The following is a 21,826-nucleotide window of genomic DNA, read 5'->3' on the forward strand; positions in this document are numbered from 1 at the left end:
TTCGTGACGGGACGCCGGCCTTCCTTGGACCGCCAGGCGACCAAGGAGAATTCGATGCTTCGTTATCTCACCCTGGGTCTGGCCCTGCTCATGGCCAGTAGCGCCTATGCGCAGTCTTCCGGCATTCCGCCCGAGGAGATGGACAATTCGCGGCGGCTGGCCGGCGACGCCATCAATGTGTGCTTCGATATCACGAGCCTGGGCCGCGCCTTTGACGAAGACGTCGCCAAGGCGATTGGCGATGCGCTGTTTCTCGAGGTCAATGTCGTGGAAGGTTTTGGCGGCTTCCCGCTCAATGGCGATGGCTTTCTCGATGAACTGACGCTGGCCATGAACAATACCTGCGACATGTTCATGGGCGTTTCGGTTTCGACCAATTCTCCGGTGTCAGACGCGTTCGCGCTGACCCGGCCCTATGCCACCATTCCCTTCGTCTTCGTCGTCGCCGACCCAGATTGGCAGAAGCTGGGGGACATTCCCAAGGATCGCAAGCTGGGCACCGCCATGGCGAGCCTGGGCGAGATGAACTACATCACCTGGGCGCAGCAGCAGCCTGAGGCCGAGCGCTGGGTGCGCTATCCCTACGCTAATTTCGACCTGATGACGACGCGCGTGCTCGACGGCACCATTGCCGGCATGGTGCTGTGGCAACCCGCTTTGGCGCGCCTGCAGCAGCAGCGGCCCGACGCCACTGCGCTACGTGTGATAGCCAATGATCCCATTCCTGCTGCCGAAGTGCGTGTCGGGGCGCTGGTATCGAGCCGCAACAGCTTCCTGCGCAGCCAGGTCGACCAAGCCATCGATGCGCTGGTCGCCGATGGGACTATTGCCGGGTTCCTGGAAAAATACGGCTATGCCGGGCATGCCGGCGAATAGGCCTCCAGCGGAGACCTATTCGGCTAGTGGCGCGATGGGCGTGGTCCGCGGCATGCGGTTCCAAGCATCGAGCGCGGCAATCTTATAGGCCTCAGCCAGAGTGGGATAATTGAAGGTATTCTCGACAAAATAATCGAGCGTACCGCCCAGGTTGAGCACGGCCTGGCCGATATGGATCAATTCGGTCGCGCCCTCGCCCACGATATGGACACCGAGCAATTTGCGGGTGTCGAGCGCGAAGATCATTTTCATCATGCCCGATTGCAGGCCCATAATGTGGCCGCGCGAGGTTTCACGGAAGCGCGCGACGCCGCATTCATACGGCGTGCCGGCGGCGCGGACCTGCTGCTCGGTAAGCCCGATAGTGGAGATTTCGGGCACGGCATAAATGCCATAGGGGAAAAACTGCGGCGCGGGCGGCATGGCGGCGCCGAAGGCGTGCAGCGCCGCAATGCGGCCCTGCTCCATGGAGGTGGAGGCCAGCGAGGGAAAGCCGATGACGTCGCCAGCAGCATAGATATTGGGGATCTGCGTCTGGAAGGTTGCCGGATCGACCTTGAGGCGGCCGCGATCATCAGGAACGACGCCACAGGCGTCCAGCCCCAGATTGGCCGTGGCGCCGACCCGGCCGGCGGCATAGAGCAGCATGTCGGAGCGGACGCGGCGGCCATCGGTAAGGATGGCAATGGCCCAACCCTGTTCATCCAGCTCGACGCGGTCGACCTTGGCCCCCAGGCGAATGGTCATGCCGCGCTTGCGCAAGTCGTGGGTGAATTCCTCGATGATCTCGCGGTCGATGAAATCGAGATAGTTTTCCTTGGGCTCGATCAGGGTGACGGGCACGTCCAGCGCCGAGAAAATGGTGGCATATTCCATGCCGATAACGCCGGCCCCCACCACGGTGAGGCTGCGCGGCACGCGCGGCTCGGTGACCAGGCTATCGCTATCGAGCACCGAATGGTCGTTGAAGGGGATATTGGCCGGGCGATAGGGCGCTGTGCCCACTGCGATGACAGCGAAATCGAAGCTGAAGGCGTGATCGTCCCCGGCATGGTCGATAACCGTGATGTGGTTGGCGTCGGTGAACCTGGCCATGCCGCCGAAAGTGCGCACGCCGTTGCGGGCGAATTGATGCTCGAGCACTTCGATTTCGTAATCGAGCGTCATGCGCAGGCGGGCGCCGAGGTCCTTGCCCTCGATATCCTTCTTGACGCGATAGGCCAGGCCATAAAAGCCGCGCTCGCGCCAACCGGAGAGATTGAGCACGGTTTCGCGCAGGGTCTTGGAGGGGATGGTGCCGGTATGGACCGAGACGCCGCCCAAGCGGAGACGGTTTTCCACCACCAGCACGGATTTGCCCAGCTTGGCCGCCTGAATGGCGGCGCGGCGCCCGGCCGGTCCGCTGCCGATGACGACGAGATTATAGTGCTCCAAGCCCCTGCCCCGATTTGGTGTGTTGGTCTGCCCTAGCGGAGGAGTGTGACACTGCGATTGCGACGGTGGCAATGGCGGGGTGGGTAGAGCAGGGATGCTCGGATTACTTCCAACCCGGCGGCGGCCCCAAATCGGGCAACTCATAGAAGGCGCGCACCACGTCCCAGCCCTGCTGGGCGGTATCAACCACAGTGAACAGGTCCGGATCGGTGGGGGCGATGGTGCCGGCTTCGGCGAGGGCCTCGAAATTGATGACCTTGCCCCAGAATTCTGCCCCGAACAGCAGCAGGGGAATGCGCTCCATGCGACCGGTCTGGATCAGGGTGAGAGTTTCAAAAAACTCGTCCAGCGTTCCGAAGCCACCGGGAAAAATGGCGACCACCTTGGCGCGCAGCAGGAAGTGGATTTTGCGCGTGGCGAAATAGTGGAAATTGAAGCTGAGTTCCGGCGTGACGAAAAGATTGGGGGCCTGTTCGTGCGGCAGCACGATATTGAGCCCGATCGATTGCGCACCCAGGTCCGCCGCGCCGCGATTGCCCGCTTCCATGACGCCGGGACCGCCGCCGGTGACCACGACGAATTCCTTGTCATCGAGGCTATTGGAGGTCATGGCCGCCAATTGGGCGAAGCGGCGGGCTTCGTCATAATAGCGGGAGGCGAGTTCGAGATTTTTCTTCTGCGTCTCGTTCTTGGCGGCCCAGGCGGGCTTGCCAGGCTCGGGAATGCGCGCGCCGCCGAACAGCACAACTGTCGAATTGATGCCGTGTTCGCGCAGCCGGTGTTCGGTCTTTTGATATTCGAGCTGGAAACGGATGCCGCGGGTATCCTCGGAGGTGAGGAAATCATCATCGGCAAAGGCGAGGCGGAAGGCCGGGGACTGGGTCTGCGGCGTCTGCGGGGCCCGCTTGGAGGCGGCAACGTCCTGCTCGGATGTGCGCAAGGGGGTGGGGCGGCGTTTGGCCATAGGAGCTCCGGCAGGTGCAGTCCGATTCGATGGGACCCGGATTACCTCGCCCGGCCATGGCGGTAAAGCGCAAGCTGGCGGCGCACGGACTTGTCATCGGCCCGTAACATTGCCGGATCATGACTGCCGCCCAGCGGCGCGGTGGCGCCATGGAGATTGCTATGAAGACGCTGAGCGCATTGCTGTGTACCGTTTCGTTGTTGACCGTAATGCCCGCAATGGCGGCCGACTGGAGTGTCGCCGAGGTGACCCCGGTGTTGCAGACGCCGGTGCTGACCGAGACGGATGCCGACGCCGATGCGGATGATCCGGCCATCTATGTGCATCCCACCGATCCGGCGCACAGCCTGATGGTCACGGCGGTCAAGAATGGCGGCATAAGGGTTTATGGGCTCGATGGCACGCTCAAGCAGACGTTGCTGCCGGCCGAGGATGGGCGGATCAACAATGTTGACGTGGTCTATGGCTTTGCGCTGGCCGATGGCAGCAAGGCCGATATCATTGTGGGGGCCGATCGCGGGCTCGACATTATCCGCATCTATCGGATCGACGCGGATGCGGCCGAGCCGCTGAGCGAGATTACCGACCCGGCAGCGGCGCGGGCTTTCCCGACGCGCTATCTGCCGGATGCGCCGGAAACCGAAGATAATCCAGTGGATGACCAGAACACCGTCTATGGGCTGGCGGCGTGGCATGACACGGCGAGCGGCACAGTGTGGGTCGTGGGTACGCAGCGGCATCAGCCCACGGTTGGCGTGTTCAAGCTGGTGGCGACTGCCGATGGCGTTCATGCCGAACTGGATCATGATTTCCGTGCCCCGGCGACGCAGAACGGGCAGGACCTGTTCAGCGAGAATGACGACGATGCCTTGCTCGATTTCAGCCCTCAATTTGAGGGCAGTGTGATCGACCGGACGACGGGCGTGATCTATGCGGGTCAGGAAGATGTGGGCATCTGGCAGGTGCCGGTCAGCGGGGGCGAACCCAAGCTGGTCTATGCGACGCGCGGCTCAACCAAGAGCCCGTTCAACAATCCCGACAGCGTCATTTCGCGCGATGTCGAAGGGCTGACGATCTATTACGGCGCCGACGCCGTCAAATATCTGCTGGCCTCGAGCCAGGGCGGCGCCCATGGCGAAGGCGGGGTGGCCGACGCGCCCTATGACGACAGCTTTGCCGCCTTTGCCATCGGCGACACACTCGAACTGCTCGGCTCGTTCCGGGTCGCGGCGGCGGGTGCAATGGATGCGGTCCAGGAAAGCGACGGCGCCGATGTGACCTCGGTGAGTCTGCCGGGGTTCGAGAATGGGGTGTTCGTCACCCAGGATGGCTATGCCGGCGACCTCAACGGGCTGGATGGCGAAGTGGCCTCGACCAATTTCAAATTCGTCGACTGGGCTGAGATCGCCAACAGCTTTACGCCGCCTCTGGTAGTCACGCCGGCGGCGTTCGATCCGCGGAAATAAGAGCCTCCTGGGCGTTGGTGGAGCGTTCAGCACCCAATACTGTCCCTTCCCTCAAAGGGAGGGAAGCAGTTGCGCGGACTTTGCATCACATTTTGTTAGAACAATGTTGATACAACGCTGCTTTTGCGATACAAGAACATCATGGAAACCGCAGTCAAAAAAATCGGCAATTCTGCCGGCGTTGTAATTCCCAAACCCATGCTTCAGGAGATCGGAGCAGAGGCCGGAGACAAGGTCGATCTGCGCGTTGTGGACGGGCGCATTATCATGCAGCCCATCGTCAAAAATGTGCGCGAGGGCTGGGCCGAAGCCGCTGCGGCCATTGCGGCGGCAGGTGACGATGAACTGGTCCTGGGCGATTTCGCCAACGATGATGACGACACTGAGTGGACCTGGTGAAGCGTGGCGAGGTCTGGCTGGCAGGGCTTGATCCCACTGTCGGATCCGAAATTCAGAAAACAAGGCCAGTCTTGGTCGTGTCACCGGACGATCTCAACGCGCATTTACGGCTGGTGATGATCATCCCCCTGACCTCGGGTAGCCGGCCTGCCCCGTTCAGATTGCCAATCGACTTCGCGGAGAAAAGCGGCCTGCTGTTGCTGGAGCAAATGCGCTCGATCGACAAGCGGCGCTTGATCAAGCGTCTGGGAAAGGTTGAGGAAACCGTTCTGGAGAAAACGCTGGCCGCGTTGCGCGTGTTCTTCTCCCTCTGAGGTCTTGCCAAGGGCACATTTTATTCGCATATAGCGGTCGGGAGGTTGGCGCGGACGTGTTCCTCGCCAACCGGGTCAGGTCCGGAAGGAAGCAGCCCCAACGAGACCTTCACGGGTCGTTGCCAGCCTCCTACTGTGTTTTCCTGTGGCGTTCGGTTCGGTAAAGCCGGTATGCACTTTTGCTGGAAACGCTGCCATGCCTATGATGGCCAAATGGCTTCAGGCAGATTCCAACTAACCGATGCGGAAGGGCACGATGGCTGACGCTGCGACATCGCCCTATCTCGTCCTCGCGCGCAAATATCGCCCGCGTGACTTCACCACCCTGGTCGGTCAGGACGCCATGGTGCAGACGCTGGGCAATGCCTTTGCACAAAACCGTATTCACCACGCCTTTATTCTGACTGGCGTTCGCGGCGTGGGCAAAACCACGACGGCGCGCATTCTGGCGCGGGCGTTCAATTATGAAGATGCCAGCGGGCCGCACCCCACGCTTGATCTGCGCGTGGAGGGCGAGCACTGCCGCGCCATTATCGAGGGGCGGCATGTCGACGTCATCGAGATGGACGCCGCGAGCAATACGGGCATCAACGACATCCGCGAAATCATCGACTCGGTGAAATATGCGCCGGCCTCGGCACCCTATAAGGTCTATGTGATCGACGAGGTGCATATGCTCTCGACAGCCGCCTTTAACGGGCTGCTGAAGACGCTGGAAGAGCCACCGCCCTATGTGAAATTCATTTTCGCCACCACCGAAATCCGCAAGGTGCCGGTGACGATTTTGAGCCGCTGCCAGCGGTTTGATCTACGGCGCATCACGCCCGAAATCATGTCGGGGTATCTGGAATCGATCCTGGCGCAGGAAGGGATCGGGTTTGAGCCCGAGGCCTTGGCGATGATCGTGCGGGCGGGCGAAGGCTCGGCGCGCGATAACCTTTCTTTGCTCGATCAGGCCATTGCCCATGGCAATGGCAGTGTGACCGCTGCGACCGTCAAGGCCATGCTGGGGCTGGGTGACCGGGCGCGGATCATTGATCTCTTCGAAGAGGTTTTGGGCGGGCGCATTGGCGAGGCCATAGAGACCATGCGAGCGCTCTATGACATGGGCGCCGATCCGCAGACGCTGATTGCCGATCTTGCTGATTTCACCCATTTGGTCACCCGCATCAAAGTGGTGCCCGCAGCGGCCGAAGATATGTCGCTGACGCCCGACGAGCGGGTGCGCGGGGCCGAATTTGCCGGCAAGCTCTCGATGCGGGCGCTGACGCGGGCCTGGCAGATCTTGTTCAAGGGGCATGATGAGGTGGCGCGGGCCAATAATGGCCTGCAGGCTGCTGAGATGGCGCTGATCCGGCTGGCTTATGCTGCCGACCTGCCCGGCCCCGATGAATTGATCGCCAAGCTGGCCAACCAGCCGGCGCCGGCCCCTGCCCTGCCACAGGGCAATGGCATGATGCCGCGTGGACCCTCGGGTGGCTCCAATGCCATGCGGGTGGAAGCGCCGCAGATTGTGCGGACGGAAGCGGTGGCGCCGCAGCCGGGGCAGCCGCAGGCGTCGTTGCAGCCGCAAGTGGCACCCAGGCCCATTGCTGCGCCGGTCTTGGCAAGCGTGGGTAGCTACAAGGATTTGATCGCGCTGGCGGGCGCCAAGCGCGACATTATCGTGCGCATGGCGCTGGAAGGCTCGATGCGGCCGGTTTCGTTCGAGCAGGGGCGGATCGAGGTGGCGTTGGCCGATGGCGCCGACCCCGGCATTATAGCGACGCTCTCGGCGCGGCTGCAGGCTTGGACCGGCGAGCGCTGGCTGATCACCGTTTCGAGCAAGCCGCCAGAGGGGCTGACCCTTAAGCAGGAGCAGGCCAAAAAGGTCGAGGCCGCGCATGCCGCAGCCCATGAAGACCCCCTGGTCAAAGCCATTCTCGAGACATTTCCCGGAGCCAAGGTGGTCAATGTGACCGTGCGCGAAGAGGCCGCCGCGGCGGCGCCTGACGTGCCACCGCCCCCACCAGAAGAGGACGACGAATGAAAGACATTATGGGCATGATGAAGGCCGCCAGCGAGATGAAAGGCAAGATGGAGGCCATGCAGGCCGACCTCTCCAATCTCGTGGTGGAAGGCCGCTCGGGCGGCGGGCTGGTGGTCGTTTCGCTGTCGGGCAAGGGCGATTTGCGCGGCGTCAAGATCGACCCGAGCCTCTTCAAGGAAGATGATGTCGAGGTGCTTGAGGACCTGATCGTGGCGGCGCATGCCGACGCCAAGGCCAAGAGCGAAGCCGAGATGCAGCAGCGTATGGCGGAAGTGACATCGGGGCTGCCGATTCCCCCGGGCATGAAGTTTCCGTTTTAGGTTTTGGGCTTTTGTCTGCGCGTTCTTCGTTCTCTCCTTGAGGGAGAAGGTGCCCGAAGGGGCAGCGAATTCGCGAAGGCGAATTTCGGTTGGGATGAGGGGTCGCTTTCTACTTCTGCGCTTTTGGCATGGGAGAGCGCAGAACCCCTCACCCTGTCATTTCTGCTGAACGCAGAAATGCCGTCCCTCTCCCTCAAGGGGAGAGGGGAAGTATGCTCAGAGCGGTGACAAAAAATGGCCTCCGGCGGACCCGAGATTGAACAATTGATCCAGTTGCTGGCGCGGTTGCCGGGGTTGGGGCCGCGGTCAGCCAGGCGAGCTGTGTTGCAGCTGATCAAGAAAAAAGAGCAGTTGATGATCCCGCTGTCGGCCGCATTGGACCGGGCGGTGATTGCCGTGCGTAGCTGCGAAGTGTGCGGCAATGTCGATACGGTCAGCCCCTGCTCGATCTGTGCCGATCCGCGTCGCAATGAGAGCGGCATGCTGATCGTCGTCGAGGATGTGGCTGACCTGTGGGCGCTGGAGCGCGCCGGGGTGGGCGCGGTCAAATATCATGTGCTCGGCGGCGTATTGTCGCCACTTGACGGCGTGGGCCCGGAAGACCTGACGATTGAGGCGCTGCTGGCGCGCGCGGCGGAATTCCGCGAGATCGTGCTGGCAGTCAATGCCACGGTGGAGGGGCAGACCACCGCCCATTACATCACCGACCGGCTGGCAGGATCGGGCGCCAAGGTAACGCGCCTCGCCCATGGCGTGCCGGTTGGCGGGGAGCTGGATTATCTCGATGAAGGCACGCTAAGCCAGGCGCTCAAGGCGCGAACCGAGATTTAGGTGCCCCTCCTCGAAGGGAGGGGCCCGAGAAGTCCGTGACCGCACGCGAACGGTGCGCCTCTGACCCGCCGTTCGCCGTCCTAGTGCAGGTCCTTCTCCGGGTGAAATTCGTCGCTGCCATCCCAAGGAGTTTCCTCGATGGGGCCAAGGTCATCCTCTTCGAAGAATTCTTCCTCCGGATCGCCTTCTATGGCCTGGCGGCCTTCCTCATCGTCTGGGGACAGCATGTCAAGGCGGCCGTCGGGATCGCGGTCGAGCGGGGCGTCGAGATCGGCAAAATCATTGGTGTCGTCGGCATTGGCGATCGTGGCGCTCAATTCATCAATGGCGCGATCGAGCTCGTCCAGCATGGCCGCCGGGTCCTGACCACCCCAGTCGCCGCTTTCGCGAATGCTCGTTTCTTCGCGCAATTCGCGTAAGCGCGCCAGCCGCTCCATGGCCGGACGGTCATCGCCATAGAGCAGCTCTTCGATTTCGCTCTGGCTATAGGGTTGGGCGATGCCGGGCTGGTCTGCATTATCGAAGTTGGTCTGTTGCGGCACCATGGTGCCGTGATGGTCGTGATGCTGAGCCATTATCGTCTCCCATGTTGAACAGCTTGCGTGGCTGAATAACGCGGGGCGCCGCCAGAGGTTCGACAGGAATGCGATAAAGTCAGGAGAGGTCGCCGGGTTCCTCGCCGACAAGACGCAGCACGCGGACATCCTCGGAACCGCCATCCCAGCCGGCGGGGAGTTGCTTGCTGGATTTAGCGCCCAATTCGCGCAGCATTTCCACCTGGCGCACGACGCTGCCCTTGCCGGACAATTGCCCCTTGGCATCGGCAAAGCTCTGCTGGGCGCGGTCGATATGGGTGCCCATCTTGTCCATGGTGGCGAGGAACCCCACGACCTTGTCGTAAAGGCTGCCGGCGCGGGAGGCGATTTCCTCGGCATTCTGATGGCGCTTTTCGATGTCCCATACATTGCGCACGGTGCGCAGCACGGTCATCAGCGTCGTGGGCGTGGTCAGCATGACGCCCCGGCTCATGCCGAATTCCACCAATTGCGGGTCGGCCTGCATGGCGGTGGCCAAAGCGGATTCGATGGGCACGAACATCATCACGAAGTCCATCTTGGACTGCGCGTGGCGCTGATAGGTCTTTTCGCCCAGAGTGCGGATATGGGTGCGGATCGAGGTGATATGGGCCTGCAAGTGCTGCTGACGGGTATCGTCCTCGCTTGATGTATAGGCCTCGAAGGCGGTCAGCGAGACCTTGGAATCGATGACCAGCCGATCATTATTGGGCATCAGCACTTCGACATCGGTGCGGACGCGCGAGCCGTCTTCGGCGGTGTGGCTCTGCTGGGTGACGAATTGCTCGCCTTCGCGCAGGCCGGAGCGTTCGAGAATCGTCGAGAGGATCATCTCGCCCCAGGCGCCTTGCGACTGCGCATTGCCCTTAAGCGCGCGGGTGAGATTGTTGGCCTCGGTGGTGATCTGGATATTGCTTTCGTAGAGCTGGCGGATCTGTTCGCCCATGGCCGAGCGATCCTTGATCATATTGCTCTGGAACTCGACGATCTTGTCGTTGAGCGGCTTGAGCAGCACATCGACCTGCTCGCGGTTCTGCTTGGAAAAGGTCTCGCTGTGGGTCTTGAGGACGTCGCCGGCGATGGACTTGAACTCGTCGGTCATCTGCTGGCGAGCTTCGAGAAAGCGCGCGAGATTAGCCTCGGCCTGCTTGGCCTGTTCAGCCATGCGGGCGCGCAGGGCGGACACTTCAGTCAATAATTCGGCAGTTTTCTCGCGTTCCCTGTCGAGCAGGTCGACGCCTCGCTCGCGCTCGACGCGCACCTGATGGTCGAGCGCCTGAATGCGGGCGTCACGATCGGCCAGCTGGTCGAGAAAACCCGTGCGCAATTGCTCGGCCAGTTGACCGGCGGCTTCGGACGCGCGCTGCGCACTGGCTCGCATGACGGCAACCAGCATAACAAAGACCAGCAACGCCAGCATAATGACCGCGCCGATGGCGGCCTGCGCCTGGGTCACGGGAAAATCGCCGACGAGAAAAAGCACATTATCCATGCCCCTCTTGTACCGCGATTCGCGCGTTCGCGGAATGTTCCAGCTTAGGAGGGGTCGCGGGGGAATTGCCCGGCGCCCGGAAGCGCGGTCAGCCAATGCTCGCGGCGAATGATCCAACCTTCGCGGGAGGGCACGAAGGGGCTGGGCACGGCGTCGAGGGAGCCCAGCACGATTTCGGCACGGTCGTCGGACAGGTGGAAGACCGGCGCACCGCACTGGGGGCAAAAGCTGCGGCCTTCATAGGTGGCATAGGCGCCGGTAGTGGAAAATCGCTCCCGCGGCCAATCGGCATAGGCCAGAAACGAGCTGCCGGTTTCGCGCCGGCAATCGGCGCAGTGGCAGAGCCCGACCACATCGGGTTCGCCTTCGAGCTGATAGCGAACCGCCCCGCAGCGGCAGCCGCCGGCATAAATCGAGTTCATCGGCACCCTCCTGTCACTGCATCGGCAACGAGCTTGGCGCAGTGCGGTTCCGCTCCGGAGTTGACCCAGGGGCGGAAAATACCATATCGAAAGGCAAATCCTGTTTCGCTGGACATTGACCCATGGCTATCCGCCCCATTCTTGTCATTCCCGATGCGCGCCTGCGCGCCGTTGCCGACCCCATCATCGAGGTCGATGACGAGATCAAGACGCTGGCCAAGGACATGCTCGACACCATGTATGACGCGCCCGGCATTGGCCTGGCCGCGCCCCAGATCGGGGTGATGAAGCGCATTGTGGTGATCGACCTGGCGCCCGAAGGGGAAACGCCTGATCCGATGGTGCTGATCAATCCTGAGATTACCAAGTTTGGCGACGAGATGCAGGTGACCGAGGAAGGGTGCCTCAGCATTCCCGAGCTGTTCTACGAGGTGGAGCGGCCCAGTACGGTGACGGTGAAATACACCGATCTGGATGGCAAGGAAGTCACCAAGGATGCCGAGGGCAAGCTTGCTGTGTGCATCCAGCATGAACTCGATCACCTCGATGGCGTGCTCTATATCGATTATCTGAGCCGGCTGAAGCGCGATCGGGTGATCAAGAAGTTCGACAAGGCTGCCAAGCGGATGGCTGGGTAGGTCTTCTGCCCCATCAGTCGTCAACCCTCGCCCCTTGAGGGAGAGGGTGGATGGCGCGCAGCGCCAGACGGGTGAGGGGTTCTTTCTGACGCCTCCGTCCTGCCCTAGCGTCGCTGACCCCTCATCCGCCCCTACGGGCACCTTCTCCCTCAAGGGAGAAGGAAGAAAGCGAGTGACTATGCGCGTCGTATTCATGGGTACGCCCGAATTTTCCGTGCCTACGCTGACCGAGATCGTGTCGTCCGGCCATGAGGTGGTGGCGGTCTATACGCGGGCGCCGAAGCCGGCAGGACGTGGGCAGGCTGAGCGCAAATCGCCGGTGCATGAGGCAGCCGAAGGGTTCGGCATTCCGGTGTTTACGCCCAAGTCCCTCAAGGGGCTGGATGAGCAGGGTGTGTTTGCGCTGCATGATGCCGATGTCGCTGTTGTCGTGGCCTATGGGCTGCTGCTGCCCAAGGCGATCCTTGAGGCGCCGCGCATGGGGTGTCTTAACCTGCATGGCTCGCTCTTGCCGCGCTGGCGCGGCGCGGCACCGATCCAGCGGGCGGTGATGGCGGGCGATAGCCAGACCGGCGTCATGGTGATGCAGATGGACGAAGGGCTCGATACCGGCGCAGTCGCTCTGGGCGAGGTCATTCCCATTGCGCCGGACATGACCTCGGGCGAACTGCACGACCAGATGATGCGGGTGGGCGCGGACCTGATGGGCCGCGCACTGGCGGCGCTGGAGCGGGGGAGCCTGGACTTCAAGCCGCAGCCTGAGGATGGTGTGACCTATGCCAAAAAGATCGAAAAGGCCGAAAGCCGGGTCGACTGGTCGCGGCCGGCGGGTGAGGTGCACAACCATATTCGGGGGCTCTCGCCGTTTCCGGGGGCTTGGTTCGAGGTGGAATTGGGCGGCAAGCCGGTGCGGGTCAAGGTGTTGCGCTCGAGCCTGGCGGAGGGCTCCGGTGCGCCGGGGACAGTGCTGGGGGATTTGACGATTGCGTGCGGCAATCGCGCCGTGCGGCTGGTGCAGGTGCAGCGCGAGGGCAAGTCGGCCATGGATGCGGCGACGTTCCTGCGCGGCGTTGGGACCATGCCGGGGATCGTCCAGTAGCCATGCCGCGCTACAAGCTCACAGTGGAATATGACGGCACGCCATTTTCGGGCTGGCAGCGGCAGACCAGCCGGCCGAGTGTACAGCAGGCGCTGGAAGAGGCGATTGAGCGGTTTTCTGGCGAAGCCGTGACCACGCAGGCGGCGGGGCGGACCGATGCGGGCGTGCACGGGCTGGGCCAGGTGGTGCACTTTGACCTCAGCAAAGATTGGGACCCGTTCCGCATTCGCGAAGCGCTGAACTATCATTTGCGGCCCGATCCGGTGGCGATCATCGAGGCCGAGGCAGTCGGGGATGATTTCGAGGCGCGGTTTTCAGCCAAGGCGCGGCATTACGAATATCGGATTTTGAACCGGCGGGCGCCACCGGTGATCGAGCGCAATCATGTGTGGCACCTGCCCATGCCGCTTGATGCCGATGCGATGGATTATGCAGCCGGGATGATCCTGGGGACGCATGATTTCACTACGTTCCGTTCCGCGGAATGCCAGGCCAAATCGCCACTGCGCACACTCGACGCCTTTGCGGTGCGGCGGGAGGCGGAGCATATCGTGATCACGGCCAGTGCGCGAAGCTTCCTGCACCATCAGGTGCGCTCCATGGTGGGCTCACTCAAGCTCGTGGGCGAAGACAAATGGAAGCCGCGTGATTTACGAGCAGCACTGGATGCGCGGGATCGCCAGCGTTGTGGCGCCATGGCGCCGTCGGATGGGCTCTATCTGACGCGGGTAGACTATTAGACCGCTGCGGCCGGCGGGACGAAGAGGATGGCCACAACAGCCAGGGCCAGAAACACGCCGACGGCTTGCGAGACGAACAGGATGCCGATCTGCAATGGCGTCAGCGTGACAATGAAACGGCCGATATTGATGAAGGTGGCCAGCGCCAGGATGACCACGAGAGCCAGGATAACGACGCCCAGCGGTCCCAATAGCGCCGAGAGCAGCAGCAGGACGGCTGAGGCCAGGGTGACCCAGTTGGACGCCACCAGATAGGGCACGAAGCCATCCTGCCGGCCCATCTGGCGCAGAGCGAGGAAGCCAGTGGCCGCCTGAGCCGCAAAAAGCACGGCATTGACCACGATCGACTGGGTGGCAGCGCCCGCGGGCAGCGGCACACCGATCAGCACGGGGCCGAAGCCAGCCAGGGCGATGGCAATGGTGGTCGCGATGAGGCTGCCGATCAGGCCGCGCTGACTGAAATCAAACCACGTGGGGGCCTGCCGGTCGCCGGTCAGCAGGGCAAAACAGCCACGCGCCGCGTTCTTGAGTTCTTCGAGAAAGGTCGAGGTCGATTGGGCCAAAAGCTGTCTCGGATGTTAGATGGGAGGGGTGGCAGGGTTGGACAGCATGTAAAGCGTCACCGGCATGGCGACAAGCAGCAGGACGGTCAAAACTGCAAAGGCCAGGCTTATGCCTGTGCTCCAGGGGGTCGCAACGCGGGCCAGGCGATAGAGCAGATAGCCCAAAACGACCCAGAGCAGCACGAGGACTGGACCACCGATCAGCGAGAGAATCGCCCCTACGATCAGGTAGAACACCAGAACGTAAGTGCCCGGCACCATCAGATCGAGCATGGGCTGGGGGGATTTGAGCATCGCCTTGGTGCCCTGGATGGCGAGGGCCAGCGCGACCAGCGACAGGCCCTGCACGATGAGCGCACTGGCAATGCCCGTCAGACCCGGCATGCCGATATTCATCGAGGCGAAGGCTACGGCGAGGAAGGCAAAGAAGAAATAGATCAGGATCGCGGTGACCAGCCCGGGGGCGGTGAAGGCGAAATGGCTGCGCCAATCGGCCTCTCCGCGGGTGATCTTGATCCAGCCGGCAAATGCATTGGCGAGAGCGGCCCAGAGCTTCATGCCGCAGCACCAGCGAAAAAGCGCGCCATGAAGGCGCGGTAGATTTCCGTGAGGCCGGTGAGGTCATCGAGCGCGATATGCTCGTCGGCCTTGTGCATGGACGGGCCGACCAGGCCACATTCGACCACGGGGCCATATTGGGCGATGAAACGGGCATCCGACGTGCCGCCGCCGGTCGAGAGTTCGGGGCGGCGGCCGGTGATGGATTCGATTGTCGCGGAGAGGGTTTGCACATCCGCGCTAAGCGGAGAGAGGAAGGAGCGGGAGGGCGTACCGGAGACCTCCAAGCGAATTGTGGTGCCATTGGCATGGACACTGGCTATGCGGCCGCGCACCCATTCGGCCAGGGTCTGGGGCGTCCACAGATCATTGTAGCGAATGTTGAAGCGGATCGTGCCGCGCGCCGGGATGACGTTGGAAATGGGATTGCCGACGTCAATCGTGGTGACTTCGAGATTGGTCGCGGGGAAATGTTCGCTACCCTGATCGATCTGCGTGTCGCTGAGGGCGGTGACGATGCGGGCCAATGTGGGCAGCGGGTTGTTGGCCTTGTGTGGATAGGCCACGTGTCCCTGCGCGCCTTCGACGGTGATGACGCCGGAGAAGGAGCCGCGCCGGCCGATCTTGATACCGTCGCCGAGCAAGGCGGCCGAGCTGGGTTCGCCAACAATGGCGAAATCGAAACTATGCCCCTGGTCCTTGGCCCAGGCCATGAGCTTGTCGGTGCCGTTGATGGCGTCGGCTTCCTCGTCATTGGTGATGGCGAGCATAATCGTGCCCGCGTCGGCGGGAATGGATGCTGCGGCAGCGATGAAGGCGGCGATGCCCGATTTCATATCGGCGGCGCCGCGGCCATAGAGCTTGCCATCGGCCTCGCGTGGCGCGAACGGATCAGCCGTCCAATCAGAGAGATCGCCGGGCGGTACCACATCGGTATGGCCGGCGAACAGTAGACAGCGGCCGGAATTGCCGCGAACGGCAAAGAGATTGTCGACGGGATAGGAGCCGTCGCCCTCAAAGCGCAGGTGAGTCGTGGTGAAGCCTAGGCTAGCGAGGGCGGTGTCGAGCACGTCCAATGCGCCGGCGGCGTCGGGGGTCACCGAGGGGCAGGCGATGAGGGCTTTGAGAAGCTGGACGGGATCGTCCGCAGCAATGTCAGTCACGAGACAATCCCGTCTGTTGATGATCAGGCCGTGGCCGGATTGGCCACCGGGTCGGCGCCATAGGCATTGCTGCCGATCGTGCCACGCAGGAAGCCGAGTTGCACCAGCATGTAGATGGCATAGGCGGCGATGGCCAGCAGCAGAATGGAGAACCAGCCGGCGGGTACGGGCACCATGACGCCATTGCCGATATCGCTGGCGGTGATGCCGACGCCCAGGGTTTGCAGCACGGAGCTCAGCAGCGACAGGCCGAGCAGGATTTTGAGATCAAGGCCATTATTGCCACGATCCTGCCGACGCTTGAGCGACAGGCAATAGCTCGGATAGAGCAGCAGCAAGGTGACTAGCAGCGAGCCCCAGCCGGCGCTGCTTGCGCTGGGCCCGAGGCCAATTGCGCCCAGCAGCAGCGTCAGCACGATGCCGACAACAGCCAGAATGATCACGCCGGTCCACCAGGTCTTGCGCGACACGCGGCCCGCCGTGGTGGTGTAGAGTGCTTTGAAATCCATGATGTCCCCCTCAGAATCACCGGACCGGGCGGACATGCCCGGCGCGAGGAGTTTAGTTCAGAGAGGGACGTGATTTCTAGTCGCGGAGCAATTCGTTGATGCCCGTCTTGGACCGCGTCTGGGCGTCGACGGTTTTGACGATGACGGCGCAGTAGAGCGAGGGGCCGGGATTGCCGTTGGGGAGGGGTTTGCCAGGCAGGCTGCCCGAGACCACGACCGAATAGGGCGGCACTTTGCCGATGTGGATTTCGCCGGTGGCGCGGTCGACGATCTTGGTGGAGGCCCCGATGAAGACGCCCATGGAGATCACCGCGCCCTCGCCCACGACGACGCCCTCGACGACTTCGGAACGGGCGCCGATGAAGCAATTGTCTTCGATGATGACGGGACCGGCCTGGAGCGGCTCGAGCACGCCGCCAATGCCGACGCCGCCCGAAATGTGGACATTCTTGCCGATCTGCGCGCAGGAACCGACGGTGACCCAGGTATCGACCATGGTGTTTTCATCGACGAACGCACCGAGGTTGACGAAGCTGGGCATCAGGATCACGCCCTTGCCGATATGGGCGGAGTGGCGGACGATCGCGCCCGGCACGGCGCGGAAGCCAGCTTCGCGGAAGCGGTTTTCGCCCCAGCCTTCGAACTTGGTGGGCACCTTGTCCCAATAGGAGGAGCCGCCAGGGGCGCCTTCGATGAGCTTGTTGTCATTGAGGCGGAAGGAGAGCAGCACGGCCTTTTTGAGCCATTGATTGACCTGCCATTTGCCGTCGATCTTTTCAGCGACGCGGGCCTGGCCGCTATCGAGCAGGGCCAGGGCGGTCTCGACGGCCTCGCGGACTTCGCCTTTGGTGGCAAGGTTGATCTCTGCGCGGGCCTCGAAGGCGGCGTCGATTGTGGCGGCGAGATCGGCGTGGGACATCAGTTCATCATCCTGGTGGGCGTTTGGGCGGACCATAGCGGGGAGCGGGATAGTGTCAATCTCGGAGCGTTGGTTAGGCCCTTTTCCCGCCGCAAATGGACGGCTAAACAATTGCGGCAGAACTACTTGCCCGAGGGAGCATGGCGTGAACAAACAAGCAGTGATTATTGGCGTGGCAATGGCTTTTGGACTGCTTGGGAGCCAGGCGCAGGCGGCCCGCATCCATGCAGAGACGGCGCCAGCGCTGAGCGAGACCGATACCTATGCGCTCGAAACGGCGGCAGCGGCCTGCAAGGATGAAGATTTTAACGCGCTGATGGGCGCCATGGCGATATCCGACGCGGTGCGCCTCAAATATAGCGCGCCGGAAATCACCGTGGTGAAAGATGGGGCAACGAACACTGTAGCGAGCGAGGACTATGCCGATTTTCCTATCGGCATGATGGATTATTATTATGTCAGCCGGGCCTCGATGCAGGCCTGGGACAGCAATCCGGATGCCGAGCTGGAATATCTGGATATGGAATTCAACCAGAGCCAGTACGATCAATGGGCCGTGGAGTGGCAGCATGTCCGCTTTGACGGCAATTCGGAGGGCGGAGACGATCAGGGAGAGATCGTGGAACGGTTCGGCGAGCCGGCTGTGCTCAGCTTTGAGCCGTTTGATGGGTGCTGGCGGTTGGTCGAGGATTTTCGCGGGCAGGGTTGAGGCCCGGCGAGTCTACTGCGGGATTGGAGTACCCCCACCTAGCCTCCCCCTGACAGGGGGAGGCTCTCTCCAAAAGAGACGCTATTTCAGCTCGTTCTTGGGATAGACGCCAAGCACGCGGAAATAGTCAGTGAAGAAGCCCAGTTCCTCAAAGGCATGCTGCACGCCCACATCGGAAGGGTGCCCCTCGATATCGGCGTAGAATTGGGTGGCGGTGAAGGCGCCGCCGACCATGTAGCTTTCGAGCTTGGTCATGTTGATGGAATTGGTGGCAAAGCCTCCCATGGCCTTGTAGAGCGCGGCCGGGACGTTGCGGACGCGGAAGACGAAAGTGGTTTTGACGTCGCCGGGAGCCGCCTCTTTTTGCTCGCGCGAGAGCACGAGGAAGCGGGTCGTGTTGTGCTCGGCATCTTCGATATTGGAGGCCAGCACGTTAAGGCCATAGATCTGGCCAGCAAAGCGGGAGGCGATGGCGGCGACGGATTTGTCGGCCTTTTCCGCGACTTCGCGGGCAGAACCGGCCGTGTCCACCGCATTGATGGTGCGGAAGCCGTGTTCGGAAATGAATTTGCGGCACTGGCCGAGCGCGACCGAGAGCGACTGCACCGCCTTGATATCGGCCAGCGTAGCGCCGGGCACGGCGAGCAGGTTCATCTCGACGCGCAGATAGGTCTCGCCGATGATGAAGAGACCGCTTTCGGGCAGCAGGTGGTGAATATCCGTGATACGGCCATAGAGCGAGTTTTCCACCGGCACGACGGCAAAATCGGCCTTGCCGTTCTGCACCGCAGCGATGGTCTCCTCGAAGGTCACACAGCCGATCACCTCGTCATGGGGGAAGACATTGGCGGCGGCGGCGTGGCTGAAGGCGCCCGGCTCACCCTGGAAGGCGATCTTTTTCGTCATGACACTGTCCGTAGGTCTATCGGCTGATGGCTTTTGAACCCGGGCGGATCGGGTGTCAATTCGGCCATGGGCGGGGTGGCACACGCCAAGAGGGTGGAGGAATTGTCGCAACTGGGCTTTGCCCTGTTGCACCTCACGCCTTTTTGCGACTATCTTCCGCGCGCGTCGGGCCCCTCCGTTGAGGCGATTTCCTTGTGGGACAATCGAAAGTTGGGTGGCACGGCTGACGTCCGCAGGGGATGGACCGGCAGGAAGACCAAATGAATTCGTTCGAACTTAACAAGATCATGGGCGCCGTTCTGGGCACCCTGTTGTTTGTCATGGGTGTCGGTCTCGTTGCCGAAGCCATCTATCATCCCATCGAAGATCGCGGCCCGGGCTATGCCCTGCCCGAACCCGAGCCGACCACGGCGGTGGCCGAAGCCGGCCCGGCCGAGCCGGAAGTGCCACTGGGGACGCTGTTGGCCAGCGCCAGTGCCGAGCGCGGTGCGGCGGCGGCGCGGAAATGCCAGTCCTGCCACAATTTCGGTGAGGGTGATCCCAACAAGACCGGTCCCCACCTTTATGACGTGGTGGGCCGTCCTGAAGGCAGCGTGCCCGACTTCGCCTATTCGGACGGGATGAAGGCGCATCATGACGCCGGCGACACCTGGACCTATGAAAATCTCAACCACTTCCTGACCAGCCCGAAGGACTATGTCCCCGGCACGAAGATGAACTTTGCCGGCGTGCGTACCCCCGAGGAACGCGCCGACATCCTGGCCTATCTGCAGACGCTGTCGGCCAATCCGGTGCCATTCCCGGCGGCAGAAGAAGCAGCGCCGGCTGCTGAGGAAGCAGCCCCTGCGGCTGAGCCTGCTCCGGCTGCCGAACCCGCCCCTGCAGCAGAGCCTGCCCCGGCTGCCGAGCCTGCTCCGGCGGCTGAACCCGCCCCCGCAGCTGAACCTGCTCCTGCGGCGCCTGAGGCCGGCGCAGCAACGGAAACGCCCGAGACCACCCAGCCGGAAACGCCGGTGGAAGGCACGCCGACCACCACTGCGCCACCGCCTGCCACGACGGCTCCGGCTCCCACGACCCCACCGGCGCCAGCCACGCCCTAAACGGCCATTTGCAGGCCAATCGATCGGGCCGCGCCAGATTCTGGCGCGGCCTTTTTCATGTCAAAGCCGGGAGGCCAAAATGCTGCTATTGCACCTTTCCGATGTCGACGAGGCGAGCTGGGCGGAAAAGCTGCGCGCGGCACTGGCGCCCTATCCCGTGGTGCGGCAGGGCGATGCCTTCGACCCCAAGGACATCCGCTATATCTTTGTGTGGAAGCCCAAGCCGGGGGCTTTTGATGGGCTGACCAATCTCAAGGCCATTTTGTCGCTGGGCGCCGGCGTGGACGCGCTGCTCAAGCATCCCAGACTGCCAGATGTGCCGGTGGTGCGGTTTGTCGATGAGGACCTGAGCCAGCGCATGAGCGATTATGTGGTGGCCCATGTCACCATGCATCAGCGACTCTATAGCCGTTTTCGCGCGGCGCAGCTGGCGCGGCGTTGGGACCAGCTTTATCCGCCAGCTGCCTCGCAAACGAGCGTGGGCATAATGGGCATGGGCGTATTGGGGCAGGATGCCGTCGCAAGGCTCAAGCCGCAGGGCTTTGCACTGCGCAGCTGGAGCCGCACGCCCAAGGCCATCGAAGGTGTGGAGGGTTTTGCCGGGACCGAGCAGTTCGATGCGTTCCTGGCGGGCACCGACATCCTGGTCAATCTGCTGCCGCTGACGCCCGAAACCACGGGCATTCTCAATTACCAGACCTTTGCCAAGCTGCGGCGCGGCGGACTCCATGGGGGGCCGGTGATCATTAACGCGGCGCGAGGCGGGCATCAGCGCGAGGCCGATATCGTGCGGGCGCTGGGCGATGGCACTTTGGGCGCGGCCAGTCTTGATGTGTTCGAGACGGAGCCGCTGCCGCAGGAAAGCCCGCTCTGGGCAATCGAGAATTGCTACATCACCCCTCACATTGCGGCGATTTCCAGCGAAACGGCCGGGGTGGCCTATTATGCCGGCATCATTGCCGCGCATGAAGCAGGCAAGCCATTGATCAATGTAGTGGATCGGACGCGCGGCTACTGACGCGATTGTTATCCACTGGATGGCCCGCGGCGGGTGGATTTGTTAAGCGCAACACGGTCTGTTGCCGTTCCGACATCGCACACAGCCAGGGGGCCGGATGAGCGACGCCACGCCGCAGCCGCAGAAGATCAAGTTCTATGACCGCCTGAAACTGGCGACCAAGCACCGGCTAGCCGAGCCGATACTGGGACTGCTGTGCTTTCTCGAAGCCAGTATCTTGCCGATCTTTCCCGAAATCATGCTGGCCCCGATGATTATCGCGGACCGCAAGCGGGCGTGGCGGCTGGCGACGATCTGTACGGTGACCTCGGTGCTGGGCGGGTTGGTCGGCTATGCGGTAGGCTATTTCCTGTTCGATACGGTGGGGCGCGCCATTATCGCCTTTTATGGCGCCGGAGACGGCTTTGCCTCGCTGATGCAGAGCTTCAACGACAATGGCCCGCTGATGATCCTGATCGGCGCGATCTCGCCCATTCCCTACAAGGTGGTGACCATCACCAGCGGGGTGGCGGGGCTGGATCTGTGGACTTTCATTTTCTACGGGCTGGTCGGACGCGCCACGCGCTATTTCGGGCCCTGCGGGCTGTTCTATTTCTTTGGGCCAGCCGCCAACCATTTCATCGAAAAGCACAAGGCGATTGCCGGCTGGTCCCTGGTGGCGCTGACCATTATCGGCTTTGCCGCGGCCCCGCTGCTGTTTCCCAAATCTGGCGTGGCCGAGGTGGAAAGCGTGGTGGAGGCGATCGATCATACGTTGGGGGATCTGACCCCGGAGGGCTAGC

At 62.4% G+C, this 21,826-nt stretch carries 25 protein-coding genes and 1 other RNA gene; 15 read left to right on the plus strand and 11 right to left on the minus strand.

The window, feature by feature from the left end; all coding sequences use genetic code 11:
* Nucleotides 1-54 precede the first annotated feature (54 nt).
* The gene (locus ACI3KW_RS11045) at nt 55-876 is read left to right on the plus strand and encodes a substrate-binding periplasmic protein (protein ID WP_404848114.1); all 822 of its coding nucleotides are present in this window, start codon (nt 55-57) and stop codon (nt 874-876) included.
* Between the two features lie 15 nt (nt 877-891).
* Here ACI3KW_RS11045 and sthA read toward each other — a convergent pair whose 3' ends face one another.
* Both sthA and ACI3KW_RS11055 read right to left on the minus strand, forming a co-directional pair.
* Complete coding sequence (sthA, locus tag ACI3KW_RS11050; protein ID WP_404848115.1) at nt 892-2,310, minus strand: Si-specific NAD(P)(+) transhydrogenase; 1,419 nt, start codon at nt 2,308-2,310, stop codon at nt 892-894.
* A gap of 103 nt (nt 2,311-2,413) precedes the next feature.
* Nucleotides 2,414-3,274: an LOG family protein gene (locus tag ACI3KW_RS11055; protein ID WP_262169934.1), complete on the minus strand. Its 861-nt coding sequence runs from the start codon at nt 3,272-3,274 to the stop codon at nt 2,414-2,416.
* A 161-nt stretch (nt 3,275-3,435) separates the two neighbouring features.
* Between ACI3KW_RS11055 and ACI3KW_RS11060 the strand changes: the two genes are divergently transcribed.
* The 7 genes from ACI3KW_RS11060 (at nt 3,436) to recR (ending at nt 8,633) form a co-directional block, all read left to right on the plus strand.
* Nucleotides 3,436-4,740, plus strand: coding sequence for a phytase (locus tag ACI3KW_RS11060; RefSeq protein ID WP_404848116.1), 1,305 nt, complete (start codon nt 3,436-3,438; stop codon nt 4,738-4,740).
* 141 nt (nt 4,741-4,881) lie between these two features.
* Complete coding sequence (locus ACI3KW_RS11065) at nt 4,882-5,139, plus strand: AbrB/MazE/SpoVT family DNA-binding domain-containing protein (RefSeq protein WP_113122668.1); 258 nt, start codon at nt 4,882-4,884, stop codon at nt 5,137-5,139.
* Nucleotides 5,127-5,453, plus strand: a complete 327-nt coding sequence (locus tag ACI3KW_RS11070) for a type II toxin-antitoxin system PemK/MazF family toxin (RefSeq protein ID WP_404848117.1) — start codon at nt 5,127-5,129, stop codon at nt 5,451-5,453. Before ACI3KW_RS11065 ends, ACI3KW_RS11070 begins: the two co-directional genes overlap by 13 nt.
* Nucleotides 5,454-5,492: 39 nt before the next feature.
* An RNA gene (gene ffs / locus ACI3KW_RS11075) (signal recognition particle sRNA small type) lies at nt 5,493-5,588 on the plus strand.
* A gap of 121 nt (nt 5,589-5,709) precedes the next feature.
* Entirely contained in the window at nt 5,710-7,482 is a 1,773-nt protein-coding gene (locus ACI3KW_RS11080) for a DNA polymerase III subunit gamma/tau (protein WP_404848118.1), read from the plus strand.
* A complete protein-coding gene (locus ACI3KW_RS11085) occupies nt 7,479-7,802 on the plus strand; it encodes a YbaB/EbfC family nucleoid-associated protein (protein WP_404848119.1) in 324 nt (107 codons plus the stop codon). The genes ACI3KW_RS11080 and ACI3KW_RS11085 overlap by 4 nt, the downstream gene beginning before the upstream one ends.
* 234 nt (nt 7,803-8,036) lie before the next feature.
* The gene (recR, locus tag ACI3KW_RS11090) at nt 8,037-8,633 is read left to right on the plus strand and encodes a recombination mediator RecR (RefSeq protein ID WP_035103847.1); all 597 of its coding nucleotides are present in this window, start codon (nt 8,037-8,039) and stop codon (nt 8,631-8,633) included.
* 80 nt (nt 8,634-8,713) lie between these two features.
* Here the strand turns inward: recR and ACI3KW_RS11095 are convergent, their stop codons facing one another.
* From ACI3KW_RS11095 to ACI3KW_RS11105, 3 genes are all read right to left on the minus strand, one after another.
* Nucleotides 8,714-9,208, minus strand: a complete 495-nt coding sequence (locus tag ACI3KW_RS11095; protein ID WP_404848120.1) for a hypothetical protein — start codon at nt 9,206-9,208, stop codon at nt 8,714-8,716.
* Between the two features lie 79 nt (nt 9,209-9,287).
* Complete coding sequence (locus tag ACI3KW_RS11100) at nt 9,288-10,700, minus strand: DNA recombination protein RmuC (protein WP_404848121.1); 1,413 nt, start codon at nt 10,698-10,700, stop codon at nt 9,288-9,290.
* 44 nt (nt 10,701-10,744) lie between these two features.
* A complete protein-coding gene (locus ACI3KW_RS11105; RefSeq protein WP_404848122.1) occupies nt 10,745-11,122 on the minus strand; it encodes a GFA family protein in 378 nt (125 codons plus the stop codon).
* A gap of 122 nt (nt 11,123-11,244) precedes the next feature.
* Between ACI3KW_RS11105 and def the strand changes: the two genes are divergently transcribed.
* From def to truA, 3 genes are all read left to right on the plus strand, one after another.
* Complete coding sequence (gene def, locus ACI3KW_RS11110) at nt 11,245-11,760, plus strand: peptide deformylase (RefSeq protein WP_113122662.1); 516 nt, start codon at nt 11,245-11,247, stop codon at nt 11,758-11,760.
* 178 nt (nt 11,761-11,938) lie between these two features.
* Nucleotides 11,939-12,859 (plus strand): methionyl-tRNA formyltransferase, encoded by a 921-nt coding sequence (gene fmt / locus ACI3KW_RS11115; protein WP_404848157.1) that lies wholly within the window; start codon nt 11,939-11,941, stop codon nt 12,857-12,859.
* Between the two features lie 2 nt (nt 12,860-12,861).
* A complete protein-coding gene (gene truA, locus ACI3KW_RS11120) occupies nt 12,862-13,599 on the plus strand; it encodes a tRNA pseudouridine(38-40) synthase TruA (protein ID WP_404848123.1) in 738 nt (245 codons plus the stop codon).
* Here the strand turns inward: truA and ACI3KW_RS11125 are convergent.
* The 5 genes from ACI3KW_RS11125 to dapD all read right to left on the minus strand — a co-directional run bounded on the left by ACI3KW_RS11125 (nt 13,596) and on the right by dapD (nt 17,311).
* Nucleotides 13,596-14,162 (minus strand): hypothetical protein, encoded by a 567-nt coding sequence (locus ACI3KW_RS11125; RefSeq protein ID WP_404848124.1) that lies wholly within the window; start codon nt 14,160-14,162, stop codon nt 13,596-13,598. The genes truA and ACI3KW_RS11125 overlap by 4 nt on opposite strands.
* Before the next feature lie 15 nt (nt 14,163-14,177).
* Entirely contained in the window at nt 14,178-14,720 is a 543-nt protein-coding gene (locus ACI3KW_RS11130) for a hypothetical protein (protein ID WP_404848125.1), read from the minus strand.
* Entirely contained in the window at nt 14,717-15,874 is a 1,158-nt protein-coding gene (dapE, locus tag ACI3KW_RS11135; RefSeq protein WP_404848158.1) for a succinyl-diaminopimelate desuccinylase, read from the minus strand. Before dapE ends, ACI3KW_RS11130 begins: the two co-directional genes overlap by 4 nt.
* Nucleotides 15,875-15,906: 32 nt before the next feature.
* A complete protein-coding gene (locus tag ACI3KW_RS11140) occupies nt 15,907-16,392 on the minus strand; it encodes a DUF805 domain-containing protein (RefSeq protein ID WP_404848126.1) in 486 nt (161 codons plus the stop codon).
* 76 nt (nt 16,393-16,468) lie between these two features.
* A complete protein-coding gene (dapD, locus tag ACI3KW_RS11145) occupies nt 16,469-17,311 on the minus strand; it encodes a 2,3,4,5-tetrahydropyridine-2,6-dicarboxylate N-succinyltransferase (RefSeq protein ID WP_113122680.1) in 843 nt (280 codons plus the stop codon).
* 145 nt (nt 17,312-17,456) lie between these two features.
* Here dapD and ACI3KW_RS11150 point away from each other — a divergent pair, with 145 nt between their 5' ends.
* On the plus strand, nt 17,457-18,020 hold the full coding sequence (locus ACI3KW_RS11150; protein ID WP_404848127.1) for a hypothetical protein: 564 nt from the start codon (nt 17,457-17,459) through the stop codon (nt 18,018-18,020).
* A gap of 81 nt (nt 18,021-18,101) precedes the next feature.
* On the opposite strand, the gene ACI3KW_RS11155 is transcribed toward ACI3KW_RS11150, so the two are convergent.
* Nucleotides 18,102-18,926 carry a prephenate dehydratase gene (locus ACI3KW_RS11155; RefSeq protein ID WP_404848128.1) on the minus strand — a complete coding sequence of 275 codons (825 nt, stop codon included), beginning with the start codon at nt 18,924-18,926 and terminating at the stop codon, nt 18,102-18,104.
* Nucleotides 18,927-19,186: 260 nt separating this feature from the next.
* Here ACI3KW_RS11155 and ACI3KW_RS11160 point away from each other — a divergent pair, with 260 nt between their 5' ends.
* The 3 genes from ACI3KW_RS11160 (at nt 19,187) to ACI3KW_RS11170 (ending at nt 21,825) form a co-directional block, all read left to right on the plus strand.
* On the plus strand, nt 19,187-20,026 hold the full coding sequence (locus ACI3KW_RS11160) for a c-type cytochrome (RefSeq protein ID WP_404848129.1): 840 nt from the start codon (nt 19,187-19,189) through the stop codon (nt 20,024-20,026).
* Between the two features lie 79 nt (nt 20,027-20,105).
* Nucleotides 20,106-21,044 carry a 2-hydroxyacid dehydrogenase gene (locus ACI3KW_RS11165; protein WP_404848130.1) on the plus strand — a complete coding sequence of 313 codons (939 nt, stop codon included), beginning with the start codon at nt 20,106-20,108 and terminating at the stop codon, nt 21,042-21,044.
* A gap of 97 nt (nt 21,045-21,141) precedes the next feature.
* The gene (locus ACI3KW_RS11170; RefSeq protein ID WP_404848131.1) at nt 21,142-21,825 is read left to right on the plus strand and encodes a YqaA family protein; all 684 of its coding nucleotides are present in this window, start codon (nt 21,142-21,144) and stop codon (nt 21,823-21,825) included.
* Nucleotide 21,826 lies beyond the last annotated feature (1 nt).

The organism is Devosia sp. ZW T5_3 (assembly GCF_044987315.1).
Taxonomy (GTDB): Bacteria; Pseudomonadota; Alphaproteobacteria; order Rhizobiales; family Devosiaceae; genus Devosia.

Bases quoted from the DNA above. Each gene is read 5' to 3' on its own strand.
- ACI3KW_RS11160 (WP_404848129.1), top strand. From the start codon at position 19,187: ATGAATTCGTTCGAACTTAACAAGATCATGGGCGCCGTTCTGGGCACC.
- truA (WP_404848123.1), top strand. From the start codon at position 12,862: ATGCCGCGCTACAAGCTCACAGTGGAATATGACGGCACGCCATTTTCG.
- ACI3KW_RS11170 (WP_404848131.1), top strand. From the start codon at position 21,142: ATGAGCGACGCCACGCCGCAGCCGCAGAAGATCAAGTTCTATGACCGC.
- ACI3KW_RS11095 (WP_404848120.1), bottom strand. From the start codon at position 9,208: ATGGCTCAGCATCACGACCATCACGGCACCATGGTGCCGCAACAGACC.
- ACI3KW_RS11130 (WP_404848125.1), bottom strand. From the start codon at position 14,720: ATGAAGCTCTGGGCCGCTCTCGCCAATGCATTTGCCGGCTGGATCAAG.
- ACI3KW_RS11085 (WP_404848119.1), top strand. From the start codon at position 7,479: ATGAAAGACATTATGGGCATGATGAAGGCCGCCAGCGAGATGAAAGGC.
- recR (WP_035103847.1), top strand. From the start codon at position 8,037: ATGGCCTCCGGCGGACCCGAGATTGAACAATTGATCCAGTTGCTGGCG.
- ACI3KW_RS11045 (WP_404848114.1), top strand. From the start codon at position 55: ATGCTTCGTTATCTCACCCTGGGTCTGGCCCTGCTCATGGCCAGTAGC.
- ACI3KW_RS11100 (WP_404848121.1), bottom strand. From the start codon at position 10,700: ATGGATAATGTGCTTTTTCTCGTCGGCGATTTTCCCGTGACCCAGGCG.
- ACI3KW_RS11105 (WP_404848122.1), bottom strand. From the start codon at position 11,122: ATGAACTCGATTTATGCCGGCGGCTGCCGCTGCGGGGCGGTTCGCTAT.
- fmt (WP_404848157.1), top strand. From the start codon at position 11,939: ATGCGCGTCGTATTCATGGGTACGCCCGAATTTTCCGTGCCTACGCTG.
- ACI3KW_RS11140 (WP_404848126.1), bottom strand. From the start codon at position 16,392: ATGGATTTCAAAGCACTCTACACCACCACGGCGGGCCGCGTGTCGCGC.
- ACI3KW_RS11080 (WP_404848118.1), top strand. From the start codon at position 5,710: ATGGCTGACGCTGCGACATCGCCCTATCTCGTCCTCGCGCGCAAATAT.
- def (WP_113122662.1), top strand. From the start codon at position 11,245: ATGGCTATCCGCCCCATTCTTGTCATTCCCGATGCGCGCCTGCGCGCC.
- ACI3KW_RS11055 (WP_262169934.1), bottom strand. From the start codon at position 3,274: ATGGCCAAACGCCGCCCCACCCCCTTGCGCACATCCGAGCAGGACGTT.
- ACI3KW_RS11155 (WP_404848128.1), bottom strand. From the start codon at position 18,926: ATGACGAAAAAGATCGCCTTCCAGGGTGAGCCGGGCGCCTTCAGCCAC.
- ACI3KW_RS11165 (WP_404848130.1), top strand. From the start codon at position 20,106: ATGCTGCTATTGCACCTTTCCGATGTCGACGAGGCGAGCTGGGCGGAA.
- ACI3KW_RS11065 (WP_113122668.1), top strand. From the start codon at position 4,882: ATGGAAACCGCAGTCAAAAAAATCGGCAATTCTGCCGGCGTTGTAATT.
- dapD (WP_113122680.1), bottom strand. From the start codon at position 17,311: ATGTCCCACGCCGATCTCGCCGCCACAATCGACGCCGCCTTCGAGGCC.
- ACI3KW_RS11060 (WP_404848116.1), top strand. From the start codon at position 3,436: ATGAAGACGCTGAGCGCATTGCTGTGTACCGTTTCGTTGTTGACCGTA.